Below are 15882 nucleotides of genomic sequence, written 5' to 3' on the forward strand. Positions count from 1 at the left end.
CTTCTTTTTAAAATTCTTGTAGAATAGAAGGGAAAGTCTACTAGGGAGGCAAACTGATGAAGCGCTTTACTAAAGAAGAAAATAGTTGGATATTTTATGATTGGGCAAGCTCTGCTTATTCTATTATTATCTCCACAGCCGTTTTTCCAATATATTATAAGGCGGCTGCAACAAACGCGGGAGTGAGTGCCGCAAATTCTACTGCTTATTTAGGTTATACAATCTCAATCGCAACCTTTATATTGGCTATGCTTGGACCTATATTAGGAACAATTGCTGACTATCAGGGCTACAAAAAGAGATTTTTTTCCTTCTTCTTTACGTTAGGAATGGGATTTACCGCACTACTCGCCTTTATCCCCTCTGAGCAATGGCTTCTTTTGCTAGCTTGCTATACATTGGCTGCAATTGGCTTCTCTGGGACAAACATTTTCTATGATGCCTTTTTGGTAGATGTCACAACAGAGGAACGAATGAATCGTATCTCTGCCCGTGGATTTGGACTTGGCTATATCGGAAGTACCATACCTTTTATTATCAGCATTGCCATTATTGTTTTAGCACAAAGTGAACTTATTCCACTTTCTACAACAGCAGCTAGTAAGACCGCATTTATCATAACCGCGGTTTGGTGGGGGCTTTTTACCATTCCACTCTTCAAAAATGTCCAGCAGCGTTATTATATTGAGCGTGAGGCAAACCCGGTATTTAACAGCTTTAAACGATTATTTAAAACACTAAAAGAAGTTCAAAAACATCGTGCTTTGTTTCTATTTTTGCTAGCCTATTTTTTCTATATAGATGGAGTTGGAACCATCATTACGATGTCAACGGCATACGGGACTGACCTAGGTATTAATTCAACAAGCTTACTGATTATTCTCTTTATTACGCAAGTTGTGGCTGCTCCATTTGCTATTCTATACGGTAGATTATCTGAACGCTTTACCGGTAAAAAAATGCTCTATGTTGGAATCGTCATCTATATGGGTGTTTGTATTTATGCTTATTTTCTTGATTCGACATTGGATTTTTGGATTCTAGCCATGCTTGTTGCCACTTCACAAGGAGGGATTCAAGCATTGAGCCGCTCCTATTATGCTAAGCTTATCCCAAAAGAGAAGGCAAATGAGTTTTTTGGTTTTTATAATATCTTTGGAAAATTCGCTAGCATTATGGGACCATTGCTTGTAGGAGTAACTGCACAGGTAACAGGAAATTCAAGCAGTGGTGTATTTAGTTTGGTCATCTTGTTTATCATCGGTATTCTTATTTTAATAAAAGTGCCTGAGCCAAATAAGGCATAAGTATAAGTACTTTTTTGAGACGATTTCTATCGTCTCTTTTTCTTTTCAGCGTATTTTATCCAATGCTTTTGGCTACCCTTTGGCTATTAATATGAAAAGGGGTGAAAAGGTTGGAGGACTTAATGAAGGACTTACTTATTGTCCTAGGACGTATTGTCACGATTCTACCTTTGTTGCTTTTTATCACCATTTTCATGGGTAAGCGTGCAATTGGGGAACTCCCAGTTTTCGATTTTCTCATTATTCTTACTTTAGGTGCTGTTGTTGGTGCAGATATTGCAGATCCTAACATCAAACACCTCCCGACTGCTTTTACAGTTGTTATCATTGGACTGTTTCAGAGACTTGTTGCCAGGTGGAAAATTAAAAATCGAAAGTTTGGAAAGCTTATAACCTTTGAGCCTACACTCGTTGTTCAGAATGGAAAGTTACTGATAGAAAATATTAGTCGCATTCATTACTCAATAGATAATGTTCTTCAAATGTTAAGAGAAAAAAATGCCTTTGATTTAGAAGATGTTGATTTGGCAATCATTGAAGCTAATGGAGCGCTGAGTGTGTTAAAAAAAGCTGAAAAACAAATGGTAACTAGAGAAGATATGAAAATCTATAGCTCTAGCCCCTCCATTTCCTTTCCAGTTATGATGGAGGGACAAATTTATGAAAACACACTGCGTTATTTTCAAGTAGACGAAACGTGGTTAAAACAGCAATTAGCACACAAGGGTATTATTAATTACGAGAATATCTTTTATATTTCGCTTAACCGAAACCTTGATTTATCTATTTCATTCAATGATGAGAAAAGTGAAAGGCTCCCTCCCCTGTATCATTAGATAAGAGTAAAAGATGAAAGGTTGGATAATTATTCCGACCTTTCATCTTTTTCTTTTTACACTCTTTTAGTTTTTCTGTTACGAACGATTTTCTTTACAATTGGATAAATGATAGGAGCCCACTTTACTAGATTCTTCACGAATTTTTTCATTGTTAACCTCCTATTACTTACTATATTCCCCGGAAAATAGGAGGTTAAACACGCTTTGCGCTCTCTCTAGCCTACGTTTGAAACTTCTTTTCCTAGCTGTAATTGATGCATTTTATAATACTTTCCTCTTTGCTCTAGGAGTTCCTCATGACTTCCTCTTTCAACAATTTCACCATGATCTAACACTAAAATATGATCTGCATTTCGAATCGTGGATAATCGGTGCGCAATGATAAATGTAGTTCGTCCTTCCTTTACCACATTTAATGCTTGTTGAATCATTGCTTCAGTTTCTGTATCAATATTAGCTGTTGCTTCATCTAGTATTAAAATCGCTGGGTCATATGCTAAAGCCCGGGCAAAGGAAATGAGCTGTCGTTCTCCTGCTGATAACGTGCTTCCCTTTTCTAAAACTGGCTCTTCAAATTGTTGAGGTAGCTGTTTAATAAATCGCTCTGCACCTACATCTCTCAGAGCTTTTCTTACACGTTCTTTAGGAATTTCAGCATTTCCAAGGCTAACATTTGATTCGATTGTACCTGTAAACAGAAACGGATCCTGTAACACAATGCCCATGTGCTTCCGCAGCTGTTGACGTGGAATTTGGCTTGTATCCATAGAATCTATCGTTATTTTTCCGCGGTTGATATCGTAATATCGGAATAACAGGTTGATAATGGAGCTTTTCCCAGAGCCTGTGTGACCAACTAGTGCAACTGTCTCTCCTTTTCTTGCTTCAAAGGAGATATTTTTTAATACATCATTCTCACTATCATACGAGAATGATACATTTTCAAATGTAACATTTCCTTGAAATCTAGGCAGGATCTCTGTGTCCACTACTTCCCCTTCTTCATCGAGTAGTTCAAATACACGCTCCGATGCAACACGTGCCTGTTCCAACTGTGCCAGCTGATTGACAATATCCGTTACGGGCTGGAACAATCGATTTAAATAATCTACAAATGCATACAAAACACCAATTGAGATGATACCTGTTGCTGTTAGTGATTGCCCTCCGAAATACCAGATTAAGGCAACAAAGGTGGCATTTCTGAGCACATTTACTAGGTTATGGGAAGTTAAAGCATTTAAACTTAGTAATTTATTTTGATACGTAAAATGCTCTTTATTCAGCACCTCAAATTCGTCAATTGTTTGCTTTTTTCGACGAAATGCCCGAATAATCGTCATACCTTGTATCGACTCATTTACCACTCCATTTATATCACTAACACGAGTACGAATTAAATGATTATAGTTAGAAGCTACTTTACGGTAAAGAACCGTCCAGATAAACAAAATCGGTACAACAAGCAAAGTAATCAGTGCCAGCTTGACGTCTAAGAAAAACAAAGCGATTAAAATTCCTGTCATATAAATCCCACTTGTGAAAAAACTCGCTAATACTTTCACATATAATTCCCTGATCGCCTCTGTGTCGTTTGTTACACGTGAAACAATTTTCCCGGCGGGACGATTGTCGAAATATGAAAGTGGTACTCTTTGAATATGCTCAAATACATCTGTTCTCATTTTTTGGATAATACGGTTGGCTGCCTTTTGTAGCAATAAGGATTTACCATATTGAAAGAAAGCTGCAACCAAGAGCAACCCTACATAAACGCTTAGAAGAAAAACAATCGGTTTAATTTCAGGCTGATAAAATGCTAACAGCTCTTCTCTCGTTAGTTTATTTACAGGATAGTTGGCAGTTTCATCTCCATTACTAATTGTTAATATTTGGTTATTAATAGACCTCTTTCCATCAAATGTTACATGCTCATCTGTTACATAGAAGGAGGGCCCAACCTGCACAACCTGTATTTGATCTTTACCGACTGATTGATCTGATGCTATATCTGTACTCTTTCTATAATATTTCCCTTGATAGGCAACGGATTGTTCATCTACCTCTAAAACCTCTACCCACGGCTTTTCAATCCCCATCATGTGGTGGTCAATCATTCTTTTTGCTATAAACGGTCCTGTTAACTCTGCTGCTACTGCAAAGGTTAGCATAGCAAGCGCAATAAAGATTGTTCGTTTATAGTGAAGTGCATATTGAACTAGGCGTTTTCCAGTTGAGGGATTCTTCATTTAGCTCACCTCCCCATATGAATCTGCTTGTTGGCGATCATATTGTTCTTTGTACCATTTTCCCAGCTGAATTAACTGTTCATGTGTTCCCTCTTCAACTATTTTTCCTTCGTCCATCACGATAATCCAATCTGCATGCTGGACAGCCGATAAACGATGGGCAGTAATGAATGTTGTTTTTCCAGCTCGTTCATGACGAATGTTTTCAATAATCTTTGCTTCTGTTTTTCCATCAACCGCCGACATGGAATCATCTAATAAAAGAATTTCAGGATCCTTTATTAGTGCCCGTGCAATTGAGATGCGCTGTTTTTGCCCACCTGATAGGGCTACACCTTTCTCTCCTACAAGAGTGTCTAGGCCTTTTGGGAGAATAGACAAATCAAAGGCTGCTGAATTCAATGCGGACTTAATTTCATCTTCACTAACATTTTCTTTTCCAAACTTAAGATTTTCACGGATTGTTCTAGAAAATAAAATTTGTTCCTGTGGCACATAGCCTACCCATGAGTGAATGTCATCAATTAGAATCTCTTCAATTGGTTGACCTGAAACGAGAAGTTTCCCTTCACCTAATGGATACTCTCTTAGCAATTGCTTGAGTAATGTTGTTTTTCCAGACCCCGTTTTACCAACAACACCGATTGTAGCTCCTCTTTTCACCTGCAAATGAATGTTTTTTAAATTGTCTGTTGTTGAGGTCGGATAACGGAAAGTCACATTGGCAAACTCAATATTTCCTGGTATGGTTACATGCTTAGGACTATTTACATCCTTAACGTCTTCTTCGTAGGCTAGAGTCTCATTTACCCGGTCTAATGAAGCGTTTCCACGCTGTAGAATATTGATTAGTTCTCCAACAGCAAACATTGGCCAAATTAACATTCCAAGGTAAATGTTAAAGCTAACTAATTCTCCTAGAGTAATCAACTGGTTGAACACAAGATATGCACCATAGCCCAAGCCAATAACATAGCTCAATCCAACAAGTATTTTAATGGTTGGTTCAAACAGGGCATCAACCTTTGCGACAGCGATATTTTTCTCATACACATCCTCTGTCATTTCATTAAACCGCTCTTCATCTGCTTTTTCTTGTACATAAGCGCGAATAACTCGCACTCCTGCTATTGATTCCAGAACATTGTCATTCAAATTTCCAAAGGCATCCTGAGCAACAGTAAAACGTTCGTGAATGAGCTTCCCAAAATAGTTGATAGCGATAGCCATTAACGGTAGTGGGATAAGTGCAGCTAGTGTAAGCTTCCAGCTAATCGTAAATCCCATAACAAAAACAATGATAATCATAAACACGGTTGAATCGACCAAGGTTAAAATACCAAACCCTGCTGTTAACGAAATAGCTTTTAAGTCATTTGTTGCTCGTGCCATTAAATCACCGGTACGATTTTTTTCAAAAAATCTCGGTGTCATCGCAAGCAAGTGTTTCATAAAACGGTATCTTAAAATCCGTTCAATTAAATGTGCTCCGCCAAACAATTGATACATCCATACGTAAGTTATCGCATAGCTGACAATGATGAGCGCAATAAAGAAAAACAGAAGCTCACGTAACCGTTCAGCAGTCATCTGACCAAACTGAATATCATCAATGGCTATTCCAATTATCTTTGGTGGAATAACATCTAAAATACTAACGAAGATCAGTAGTGAAATGGCTACTGTGTATCGTTTCCAATATTTATAAAAAAACCAGCTTAATTTTCCTAGTACTGAGAACATTCATATCCCTCCTTTGATATCAAATAAAATGTCTTCAGTTAGCCACCTTCCATCCAATCTAAATAAATACGAACCACCTGTTGTTTTAACATGCTCAAAACTCCTTTCATTTGTAAAAAATATCTATATAAACGGGCAGATACAATACCCGGAATAAACAGAAAAAGGCATTATGCATGTGTAAAGTGCATAATGCCCGAAAAAAGACAATATAAAAACGCACGTCACAATAGTGATGACCTGCGTAGAAAAGTAAGTTAAGTGTTAATTCATTTTAAAGAAAGGTATGGCGGGTCACCTTACAATATGAAATTTTGCTATAGTATCGCACTCTTACAATTTCCATTTTGTAACCCTCCAATTTTTGTAAATTTATTCTTTTTTATTGTATGTTTTTTCAAATCGTACTGTCAACGTTTTTCTGAAATTATTTTCCTGTTCAGTTATATGCTAATTCCTTAAACAATTATGACTAATTATCAACTTTAATCTTAGAAAAGCACTGTGCGCACCTTGTAAGAAGGTTGCCCAACCCTGGGCAGCGTTAAAGTAGACAGCTAACAGAGAAATTTATTTATTCATACTCGCCAAAAAGTCACCTAAAAGATCACTTAAATCTTCCTTTGATTCATCCTCTATCGTAGCAGCAACTTCATTTTCTGTAGGAAAGATATCAAAATCAGCAATATCATCTTCAAGTGCATTTACTGCTATACTCTCTTCTTCTTCATTCTCTACCTGATTAACAGAGAAATGTTCCACCTCTACATCCATCGGGGCATTTTCAACTTCCTGTAAATACAAAGCTTCATCTATATCCAAGGAATTACTCGTTAACGAAGCTAATATAGATGTTGCTCTGACTGGATCAGATAATAGTTGATAAACAATACTTCCCATTAGTGCCTCTGAATGAGAGTGCTTTAGCCAATTTCGTTGATCTTTTGATAATTGCTTTGGCAGAGGAAGTGTAATCATTTCTTTCTCTTTTTTTAATGAGCTGCCCACTCCTTCTAATACAAAATCAGCAATTGTACTAGAAAAGTTTCTTTTCTCCGTTTGTTTAAGTTTGTCCAGTTGTCTTACTAAATGATCAGGGGTATCAGAGGGAAGGCGAAAGGTAATAGCCTGTCCCCTTTTTATGGTTGGTGTGCCCTTTTTATTCATATAACCACCCAATTTTAATTAGACTGTTTGTTTTTCATTCTTTTTCGGAGGCTCGCTAGTTTTTCTGACAAAATCGGAAACTAATTTATAATAAGCATTTGCCATCATCCAAATACTTTCGTTTTCATCTTCAAAAAACTCAATATTATAGCCATCTAAACTATTATTTAACATCTTAATATAGTCTTTTAGAACAATGGCACCTCCACCAACAAAATAGCAGATTTCTGTTTGTGAATTTTTTTGCCATACGTTTCGTAGATGACGGTACTGTTTCTTAGCAAGCTCTAGAAGAATGCGGTCGGTGATATCATGTACGTTTGTCCGACTACCCTTTACCATGATGTGGTGACGGTCATTTTTACGTGTAATAATATCAACCACATCTCGGCGGCTGTCGAGTTCAACACCATGCTTTTTTCGGATTTCTTCTCTAATAGCTTCTAATGACTCTGAAACACCAAGATTAAAGCCCTGCGCTTTGTCATCATCAACATTACGATTTTTAATGACAGCAATATCCGTTGATAAGCCGCCAATATCTTGAATTAATATTTGCTTATCAATTAAATCACGATTGATAATCTTTAAATCTTTGTCCATAACTAGATTAATAAATGCAGCAAATCCTTCTGGATACACCTTCACTTCGTCAAACTTAATATTTACTTTTAAACCTTGATATTTAGGAGTCACTAAAAATTCAACTTGATGAACAGATCCGAGAAGCTGTGAGCGATAGCCAACGTCTTTGCCTTCCTTAACTTCACGAAGTGGTAAACCTGTTCCTAACGTATAATTTGCATCAATAACATTATTGGTTTTTTTGAAAATAGACGAGTTTTCTTCTCGAACGGCATCTAATGCAAGGGTAGTAAAAAGCATAACAAGTGTCTGATCTTCTTCTGATTTTGTACTACCAGGATCTAGCTCACTAGGGTTATCACTTTTTGTTGCGAGGTTACCAACTCGATAGATTGCATTGTTATCCTTCAGGGCAGGGGAGTGAACTCTTACATGAATACCATCTAATGGATCTTTATCATTTAATTCTTCTATACCGATGACTGGTCGGTCCTCGGTGTCTCTTGCAATAACATTAGGGATATATAATTCGTAATCTACTTTTCCAAAAAGTGCCTTCACACAATCATTTCCAACATCAACTGCTGTAATTCTAGTTTTACTCATCTAACCATCCCTCTCTATTTCATTCATGAGTTACTAAATCAGTGAATCTAGTAACTCAAGGGTAAAGGGTAGGGGAGACAAGCGTCAATATTACTTTCGTTGTGTTCAATTTGAATACATGTACACAATTTTGTCTACATTTGTAACAAAATTGTATACATACCTATATGACGCGGTGTATACGTATTTGTACACATGTAAACACTATTGTAAACACCACGTACACAATATGTATACATGTATACAGTGACGTATACTGTGGAATTCTGGTCTATTTCGACAGAATCTTCTAACCCTTTTGACCTAGTTGAACGTTTGTTTCTACCTCAGTTTTTATAGAAAAATGTAGGTTATTGGAGAAACATTTTTTTATTTTTTAGTAGATTTCTTTTTAAATTAATAGATTTAAGAAAAATAACAACAAATAAGATCAAGCTTAAGCTTGATCCCTACCTTAACCTTCTTAATACGATTTTTTCGAATATCGTCCACGGCACCAGCATTTTAAATAGAATCGTTATCTTAACCCCTCTTCCGATTGCATAACGCAAGGTTGTTTTCTTCTTTAATGCAATGGCTGTGATTAGCCTTGCTACGTCCTTTGGGTCTTCAAACTTACTTGATCCACTTTCAATATGATCTTCAAGCTTACGCATCATTTCATAATAAGGTGACTCTTTTTTGAGAGAGTTCTCTGTTACCTTCTTTCCCGACGTCCATATATTTGTTTGGAATGAGCCTGGCTCCACTAATATAACATCTATACCAAAGGACTTCACTTCTAAACGGAGAGATTCACTCCACCCTTCTAACGCATACTTTGAAGAAACATACGGCGATAAACCAGGAAAGCCAACTCTTCCACTAATGCTGCTAACATTAATTATTTTTCCTTTGGACTTCTTCCTCATTATTGGAAGTACAGCTTGTGTGACAGCTATTGCACCAAATACATTTGTTTCAAATTGACTACGATACTCATCAATTGGGATTTCCTCTACAAAGCCAGCTCCTGCAAAACCTGCGTTGTTAACCAATACATCAACTTGTCCTACCCTTCCCACTAAGTCCTTGAATTGATTAACTGATTCTGCAGAGGTTACATCTAATTCATGAATGGTTATCCTGTTCGTTATTCCAGAGCTTTTAGCCTCTCTTAGAAGAGTTATGCTCCTTTTTTTATCACGCATTGTAGCAATAACTTCAAATCCATTTTTCGCTAACTCTAATGCTGTTAACATTCCAAACCCGCTTGAAGCCCCTGTAACAACAGCTATTTTCTTTATCATAAGTTCTCCCCTGCCCTTGTTATGTATCTATTATTTCCATTATATCTGTTACATTTCTTCAATATTAATAATAAAAAGAAGTCCTACGTAAGCTCGCAGGACTTCTTCCTTAAAAAGCAGACTATTTAATTTATCATTCTTTTAACTAATTCACGATTACGATCTTTAAACACTTCATTATGAGATGATACCATTCCTACTTTTGTAGCCTCAGGCTGAATATATTGCTTTGCTTTGTTTACAGCATTTGCAGCATCTTGAAAGGCACCCGCAATTAAGTGAAGCTTTCCATCATGGGCTAAAATATCACCGGCCGCATAAATTCCTTCTATTGAAGATTCACTAGTTGCATTACCTGATATATAAAATTGATCTTTCAATGAAATTTGCACATCACTATTTTGAAGCAGTGATGAATCTCGTTCATATCCATGATTAATTACCACTTCATCGATCGGGAGATACGTCACTTCTCCTGTTTGATGATTTGTTAGTTCAACGCTTTCAATTTCTTCATGATTTGCACCAGCAACTAATTTCGTTATCGAAGTGTGGAAATAGCATTCAGCTTTACTATTCATTAGTTGACTAACCTGTGCTTCATGGCCGTTTAACTCCCCTTTTCGGTAAGTTAAGATTACTTTTTCAGCTATTGGCTCTAATTCGTTTGCCCAGTCAATTGCTGAGTTCCCTCCACCAGATATAATGACCTTTTTATTTTTAAAACGTTTTAAGGATTTTACTGTGTAATGTAAGTTAGATACCTCAAATTTTTCAGCACCTTCAATTTCAAGCTTTTGAGGATTTAGTATTCCACTGCCAACAGCAACAATCACTGTTTTGGAATAATGCTTTTCCCCTGAAGATGTATGTAAAATAAAGATTCCTTCTTCATTACGTGAGATGGACTCCACTTTTTCACTTAATACAACTGTTGGGTCAAAGGTTAGACCTTGCTGGACAAGCTGTTGAATTAACTTTTCTCCAAGAATTGGAGTTTGTCCCCCAACGTCCCAGATCATCTTTTCCGGATAAACATGAATTTTCCCGCCTAAGTGTGGCTGAAATTCAATGATTTTTGTTTTCATTTCTCTTAATCCACTATAAAAGGCTGAGTAAAGTCCTGCTGGTCCTCCCCCAATAACAGTTACATCAAACAGTTCCTGTGAGTCCATTCTATTCACTCCTTAGCTTGAATTCCTATTAATGATTATCATTCTCATTTAACTATACTATGATTCGTTAATTTTTACAATATTGTTTATTGTATTGACATTAGAACATATGAATTATAGAATCAAACTAACGATATTGAGAATCATTTTCATTTGTAAGTTGAAAATGAATAAATGGAGGGTTAATAATGGCTCGCCTATATACAAATAACTTAGAAATTGGCTATGGTGAACGACTGATTGTTAAAGATTTAAGTGTAGAAATTCCAGATAAGAAAATAACAACGATTATTGGTTCAAACGGTTGTGGAAAATCTACTTTATTAAAAGCCATTACAAGAATCATTCCGCATCAATCCGGTACTGTCATATTAGATGGAGAAGATATTTCCAAGGAAAACACCAAGCTTCTTGCAAAGAAGATGGCCATTCTCCCCCAAACACCTGAAAGTGCAAGCGGTTTAACAGTTGGTGAACTTGTTTCTTATGGACGCTTTCCTTATCAAAAAGGTTTTGGGCGTTTAACAAAGAAAGATTATGAAGTCATTGATTGGGCACTTGATGTGACAGGAACGATTGACTTTAAGTTCCGACCAGTCGATGCGCTATCAGGTGGGCAACGTCAGCGTGTGTGGATTGCTATGGCCCTTGCTCAGGAAACAGACATCATCTTTTTAGATGAACCAACTACATATTTAGATATGGCTCACCAATTGGAAGTATTAGAACTTCTTCAAAAGTTAAATAAAGAGCAAGAGCGCACAATTGTTATGGTTTTGCATGACTTAAACCAAGCTGCACGCTTTGCTGACTGTATCATCGCATTAAAGGACGGTCAGGTCATTAAAGCCGGTAATTGTGAGGAAGTTATCACACATGATGTGTTAAGGGATGTTTTTAACATTGATGCTGAAATTGGCAAAGATCCACGAACAAATAAACCGATGTGTATGACTTATAATTTATTAAAAAATTCTTCTGCTATGAACCCAACTGCTGTTGCCAGTTATTAGTAGCATTTACTTCCTAACAAGCAACTCAATTTCTTTACTAGTCTCGAGGTTATTAGCCTCGGGATTTTTTACTGTGGTGTTGCCCAAATAAGGTGAACAGACCCCAACATATAGCTATCCATCTTTTTTATATGCAATGGCGATTGCTTTAATATGTGTAAAATATCTCGGTTTATATGGCAACCTATGCTTTTTGCAAAAAAGAAATCTGTTCTGTTTTGTAGCCATGAAAAAACAGAATTCGAACTAATGCCATGTTCTAATAGTAGTATTTGACCGTCTTCTTTACACCAAAAATTCAACAATTGCAGTACCTTTTCAGGATTGGGATAAGAGCATAATGAGAGTGTGGATACTACTGTATCAAATGCACGCTCGGGTAAAATGACTTCTTCTACATTACCAACTATATACTCTACATGAAGCTTATGATGTCTTGCTTCCTCTTTTGCCTTTTCAATCATTAAGGGACTAAAGTCTACAGCAGTTACTTTTGAATCTTTAGGATAATAGTTAAAATTTGCACCTGCTCCAACTGAGACTTCTAGAATATGTCCTTTTGCGGATGAAAGCAGCCTTTTCCTCATTTTTTGATCACTTGTATTTTGCCTTAAGCGCTTTGCATACTTATTTGCTTGCTTATCAAATAATTTGACCTGTTTGTTTAGATCCATTCAAGACCACACTCTTCTCCATTTTTTTGTTTGCTTTTCTCAACTGTTATACTCACTCGTATTACGATCATGAATTAATGAAAGATTCACTTCTTTTCTATAACTTCATATTTGATATCCAATAACACAAAATGTAAAATGAGATAGAAATTGCCGCTTAGTTAGTTGGTTAAATACTATACAGAAAAGTCATTGAAATGGAGAGAAACTCACATGATTCAACGTACTGTGCTTATTAAATTCGAAGAAACAACAACACAAGAACAATATCAAGAGATTATTAGTCGTTTTACAGCATTAAAGAATGTGTTAACTGGGATTGTTGAAATTCATGCAGGTCTTAATCTTGCTGAGAAAAGCAAAGAATATCAAATTGTATTAATTGTCCGTTTTGAAGATCAAGCAGCTCTTGATGCGTATGCAGCTAACGAAGATCACCAAGCAGTTGCGGCGTTTATTCGCGATTCTGGTAGAATTGACAGCATCGGTGTAGATATTGAAATTTAATTAAAGGGAAAAAGACATTGCAAAGTATTGCAGTGTCTTTTTATTTTTATTTATCTTCCTTCCTCCCCTCCATAAAATTATCAATCTTTTTTCATAAACCCTAACACATTTGCTAAGCATATTTATGTACAAATGTAGATCATTTTCTTACTATAACAAGTACACCAAAACAAGGAGGAAGATACAATTGAGTAACAACTTTTTATCTACATATACATTACCTAATGGAATAGAATTAAAAAACCGTCTGATCATGGCTCCAATGACAAACTTCTCTTCTCACCAGGATGGAACTGTAACTGAAGAAGAAGTAAATTACTATGCACGCCGCTCTAAAGGAGTAAGTATGGTTATTACTGCTTGTGCCTACATTACACCTAATGGCAAAGGATTTCATGGTGAATTTGGTGCAGATAATGACGAAATGATTCCGAGCTTAGAAAAGCTAGCAACAAGAATCAAAGAGCAAGGTGCTAAAGCTGTTTTGCAAATTTTTCATGGCGGAAGAATGTGTCCTCCGGAGTTAGTGCCTAACGGTGAAATAGTTAGTGCAAGTGATATTCCTGCTGAAAACGGTGGGGTATCAACAGAAGAACCTGACAAGAAGCCAAGAGCCTTAACGGAAGCAGAGGTTGAGGATATCATTCAAGCCTTTGGCGAAGCCACACGCCGTGCGATTGAAGCAGGCTTCGATGGAGTAGAAATTCATGGGGCTAATGGTTACTTAATTCAACAGTTTTTCTCTCCACACTCGAATAGACGTGAAGATCGATTTGGTGGTAGCCTTGAAAAACGAATGACTTTTCCTTTAGAAGTAGTTGATACAGTTAAAAAGGTTGTTTTAGAACATGCTAAAGAACCTTTTATTGTTGGCTACCGTTTTTCACCGGAAGAACCAGAAACGCCTGGTATCACAATGGATGAAACTCTAGCACTTGTAGATGCTTTATCAAACAAAGGTCTTGATTATTTACACGTATCACTATTTGATTTCTTCTCAACACCTAGAAGAGGTGTGGAAGATCTAACAAAAACTAGAATCTCTTATCTTCAGGAAACAATTAATGATCGTGTACCACTAATTGGTGTAGGATCTATCTACTCTGCTGAAGATGCTCGTAAAGCCTTTGAAACAGGGGTACCTCTTCTTGCATTAGGAAGAGAGCTTATTATTGATCCTGATTGGGTTCAAAAGGTGTCAGAAGGAAAAGAGGACGAAATTGTAACAGAAATAAATAAAGATAAACAAGAAGAACTCGTTATTCCTGACCCACTATGGAACGCGATTATCAATACACCAGGTTGGTTCCCTGGCGTTTAATACTTATTCTAGAAATCACTCACGAATTCTATGCTCGTGAGTGATTTTCTAACTTCTTAAGCTCCTGTCACAATATATCTGTACCCCCTCATCTATTACGGTATATTTTTCCAAAAGGTTATTCTATAATAGTAATAAAAAGGATCTTTTGAAAGAGGAAAATACGATGAGTACAGAAAAAAAACCTCCTTTATTGGCATGGTTTGTTTTAATAGGTGGAGCATTATTCCTCGTCAATGCCCTTCCAGGTTTCATATTTTTATTTTTAATGAAATTTAAGCAATCAGGTGTCTTTCATTTCTTTTCTCTCTTTTACCTTACCATTGCACTTGTGATCGTTCTTGGTGCAATTTGGGCAATGAAGCGTTCCTTTGATGCAATTAAAGAATTTCATATTTTTAAAAGGGACACTAACATCCAAAATTCCAGACCAACTGCAAGTCCACCTTCAGAAAAAACATCAAGAACAATCTGGCCATGGCTTGTTTTAATTCCTGGTGGGTTGTTACTCGTTAGTACAGGTCCTGGTATGATTATGTTGCCAATTATGCCTTTGTTCTTGGCTGCAATGTCAACCGATTCAGGAACTACACCTGATTATGTACCTCTACTCATTATCGTAATTGGATATGGACTGATCATTGGCTATATCACTTTAGTTATTCTAGCTATAAAAAAATTAAGAAAAAAAGAGACATTAAACTAGTAGTGTGGTGAAAATTTTGTTTAAACTTTTAGTTATTGAAGATGATATGACCCTGTTTAACGAAGTAAAAGACCGATTAACCGGCTGGTCTTATGATGTGCATGGGATTACGGATTTTAGCAAGGTCATGGAGGAGTTCATTTCTATTAATCCAGAACTCGTCATCATTGATATACAGCTTCCTAAATTTGACGGATTTCATTGGTGCCGAATGATTAGATCACGATCAAATGTTCCTATTATTTTTCTCTCTTCAAGAGATCACCCTACTGATATGGTGATGTCTATGCAGCTTGGTGCCGATGACTTCATTCAAAAGCCCTTTCACTTTGACGTTCTTATCGCTAAAATTCAAGCCATTCTTCGCAGAGTATATGACTATAGCAGTGAACAGCTAACAGTGAAAACATGGTGCAGTGCCACAGTAGACTTAGAAAGAAATATTGTTTCCAACCATGTTGGCTCTATAGAACTAACAAAAAATGAAATGTTTATTTTAAAAATATTAATTGACCATAAAAATAAAATTGTTAGCCGGGAAAAAATGATCAATCAGCTATGGGATGATAAGCGTTTTGTTAGTGATAATACATTAACTGTTAATGTAAACCGTTTGCGAAAACGGTTGGATGAGATTTCATTAGGAAGCTTCATTGAAACCAAAGTCGGACAAGGCTATATGGCCGTAGAAGAGGTATAAA

Annotated in this window: 14 protein-coding genes; 7 read left to right on the forward strand and 7 right to left on the reverse strand. The window is 36.5% G+C overall.

The window, feature by feature from the left end; all coding sequences use genetic code 11:
* Positions 1-53 precede the first annotated feature (53 nt).
* Together D9842_RS19755 and D9842_RS19760 are read left to right on the forward strand one after the other, a co-directional pair.
* Positions 54-1307, forward strand: coding sequence for an MFS transporter (locus tag D9842_RS19755; RefSeq protein ID WP_121664006.1), 1254 nt, complete (start codon positions 54-56; stop codon positions 1305-1307).
* 122 nt (positions 1308-1429) lie between these two features.
* Positions 1430-2143, forward strand: coding sequence for a DUF421 domain-containing protein (locus D9842_RS19760; RefSeq protein ID WP_121664007.1), 714 nt, complete (start codon positions 1430-1432; stop codon positions 2141-2143).
* Between the two features lie 218 nt (positions 2144-2361).
* On the opposite strand, the gene D9842_RS19765 is transcribed toward D9842_RS19760, so the two are convergent.
* The 6 genes from D9842_RS19765 to D9842_RS19790 all read right to left on the reverse strand — a co-directional run bounded on the left by D9842_RS19765 (position 2362) and on the right by D9842_RS19790 (position 10960).
* Positions 2362-4395: an ABC transporter ATP-binding protein gene (locus D9842_RS19765; protein WP_121664008.1), complete on the reverse strand. Its 2034-nt coding sequence runs from the start codon at positions 4393-4395 to the stop codon at positions 2362-2364.
* Positions 4396-6138 carry an ABC transporter ATP-binding protein gene (locus tag D9842_RS19770; protein ID WP_121664009.1) on the reverse strand — a complete coding sequence of 581 codons (1743 nt, stop codon included), beginning with the start codon at positions 6136-6138 and terminating at the stop codon, positions 4396-4398. It abuts the gene before it with no gap.
* 570 nt (positions 6139-6708) lie between these two features.
* A complete protein-coding gene (locus tag D9842_RS19775; RefSeq protein WP_121664010.1) occupies positions 6709-7305 on the reverse strand; it encodes a hypothetical protein in 597 nt (198 codons plus the stop codon).
* An 18-nt stretch (positions 7306-7323) separates the two neighbouring features.
* Positions 7324-8496, reverse strand: a complete 1173-nt coding sequence (locus D9842_RS19780) for a ParM/StbA family protein (RefSeq protein WP_121664011.1) — start codon at positions 8494-8496, stop codon at positions 7324-7326.
* Between the two features lie 449 nt (positions 8497-8945).
* Positions 8946-9785 carry an oxidoreductase gene (locus tag D9842_RS19785; protein ID WP_121664012.1) on the reverse strand — a complete coding sequence of 280 codons (840 nt, stop codon included), beginning with the start codon at positions 9783-9785 and terminating at the stop codon, positions 8946-8948.
* Between the two features lie 125 nt (positions 9786-9910).
* Positions 9911-10960 carry an NAD(P)/FAD-dependent oxidoreductase gene (locus D9842_RS19790; protein ID WP_121664013.1) on the reverse strand — a complete coding sequence of 350 codons (1050 nt, stop codon included), beginning with the start codon at positions 10958-10960 and terminating at the stop codon, positions 9911-9913.
* Positions 10961-11148: 188 nt separating this feature from the next.
* On the opposite strand from D9842_RS19790, the gene D9842_RS19795 reads away from it, so the two are divergent.
* Complete coding sequence (locus D9842_RS19795) at positions 11149-11973, forward strand: ABC transporter ATP-binding protein (protein WP_121664014.1); 825 nt, start codon at positions 11149-11151, stop codon at positions 11971-11973.
* A gap of 68 nt (positions 11974-12041) precedes the next feature.
* Here D9842_RS19795 and D9842_RS19800 read toward each other — a convergent pair whose 3' ends face one another.
* On the reverse strand, positions 12042-12647 hold the full coding sequence (locus tag D9842_RS19800) for a class I SAM-dependent methyltransferase (RefSeq protein WP_121664015.1): 606 nt from the start codon (positions 12645-12647) through the stop codon (positions 12042-12044).
* 213 nt (positions 12648-12860) lie between these two features.
* Here D9842_RS19800 and D9842_RS19805 point away from each other — a divergent pair, with 213 nt between their 5' ends.
* The 4 genes from D9842_RS19805 to D9842_RS19820 all read left to right on the forward strand — a co-directional run bounded on the left by D9842_RS19805 (position 12861) and on the right by D9842_RS19820 (position 15881).
* The gene (locus D9842_RS19805) at positions 12861-13154 is read left to right on the forward strand and encodes a Dabb family protein (RefSeq protein ID WP_121664016.1); all 294 of its coding nucleotides are present in this window, start codon (positions 12861-12863) and stop codon (positions 13152-13154) included.
* Positions 13155-13341: 187 nt separating this feature from the next.
* Positions 13342-14475 (forward strand): NADH-dependent flavin oxidoreductase, encoded by a 1134-nt coding sequence (locus D9842_RS19810; RefSeq protein WP_257535928.1) that lies wholly within the window; start codon positions 13342-13344, stop codon positions 14473-14475.
* A gap of 166 nt (positions 14476-14641) precedes the next feature.
* Entirely contained in the window at positions 14642-15181 is a 540-nt protein-coding gene (locus D9842_RS19815; protein WP_121664018.1) for a hypothetical protein, read from the forward strand.
* 16 nt (positions 15182-15197) lie between these two features.
* Positions 15198-15881, forward strand: a complete 684-nt coding sequence (locus D9842_RS19820; protein WP_121664019.1) for a response regulator transcription factor — start codon at positions 15198-15200, stop codon at positions 15879-15881.
* Position 15882: the final 1 nt, after the last annotated feature.

The sequence above is a fragment of the Metabacillus litoralis genome (genome assembly GCF_003667825.1).
In the GTDB taxonomy this organism is placed as follows: domain Bacteria; phylum Bacillota; class Bacilli; order Bacillales; family Bacillaceae; genus Metabacillus; species Metabacillus litoralis_B.

Coding starts and splice junctions, on each gene's coding strand:
- D9842_RS19760 (WP_121664007.1), top strand. CDS start 1,430: ATGAAGGACTTACTTATTGTCCTAGGACGTATTGTCACGATTCTACCT.
- D9842_RS19765 (WP_121664008.1), bottom strand. CDS start 4,395: ATGAAGAATCCCTCAACTGGAAAACGCCTAGTTCAATATGCACTTCAC.
- D9842_RS19770 (WP_121664009.1), bottom strand. CDS start 6,138: ATGTTCTCAGTACTAGGAAAATTAAGCTGGTTTTTTTATAAATATTGG.
- D9842_RS19775 (WP_121664010.1), bottom strand. CDS start 7,305: ATGAATAAAAAGGGCACACCAACCATAAAAAGGGGACAGGCTATTACC.
- D9842_RS19780 (WP_121664011.1), bottom strand. CDS start 8,496: ATGAGTAAAACTAGAATTACAGCAGTTGATGTTGGAAATGATTGTGTG.
- D9842_RS19785 (WP_121664012.1), bottom strand. CDS start 9,785: ATGATAAAGAAAATAGCTGTTGTTACAGGGGCTTCAAGCGGGTTTGGA.
- D9842_RS19790 (WP_121664013.1), bottom strand. CDS start 10,960: ATGGACTCACAGGAACTGTTTGATGTAACTGTTATTGGGGGAGGACCA.
- D9842_RS19795 (WP_121664014.1), top strand. CDS start 11,149: ATGGCTCGCCTATATACAAATAACTTAGAAATTGGCTATGGTGAACGA.
- D9842_RS19800 (WP_121664015.1), bottom strand. CDS start 12,647: ATGGATCTAAACAAACAGGTCAAATTATTTGATAAGCAAGCAAATAAG.
- D9842_RS19805 (WP_121664016.1), top strand. CDS start 12,861: ATGATTCAACGTACTGTGCTTATTAAATTCGAAGAAACAACAACACAA.
- D9842_RS19815 (WP_121664018.1), top strand. CDS start 14,642: ATGAGTACAGAAAAAAAACCTCCTTTATTGGCATGGTTTGTTTTAATA.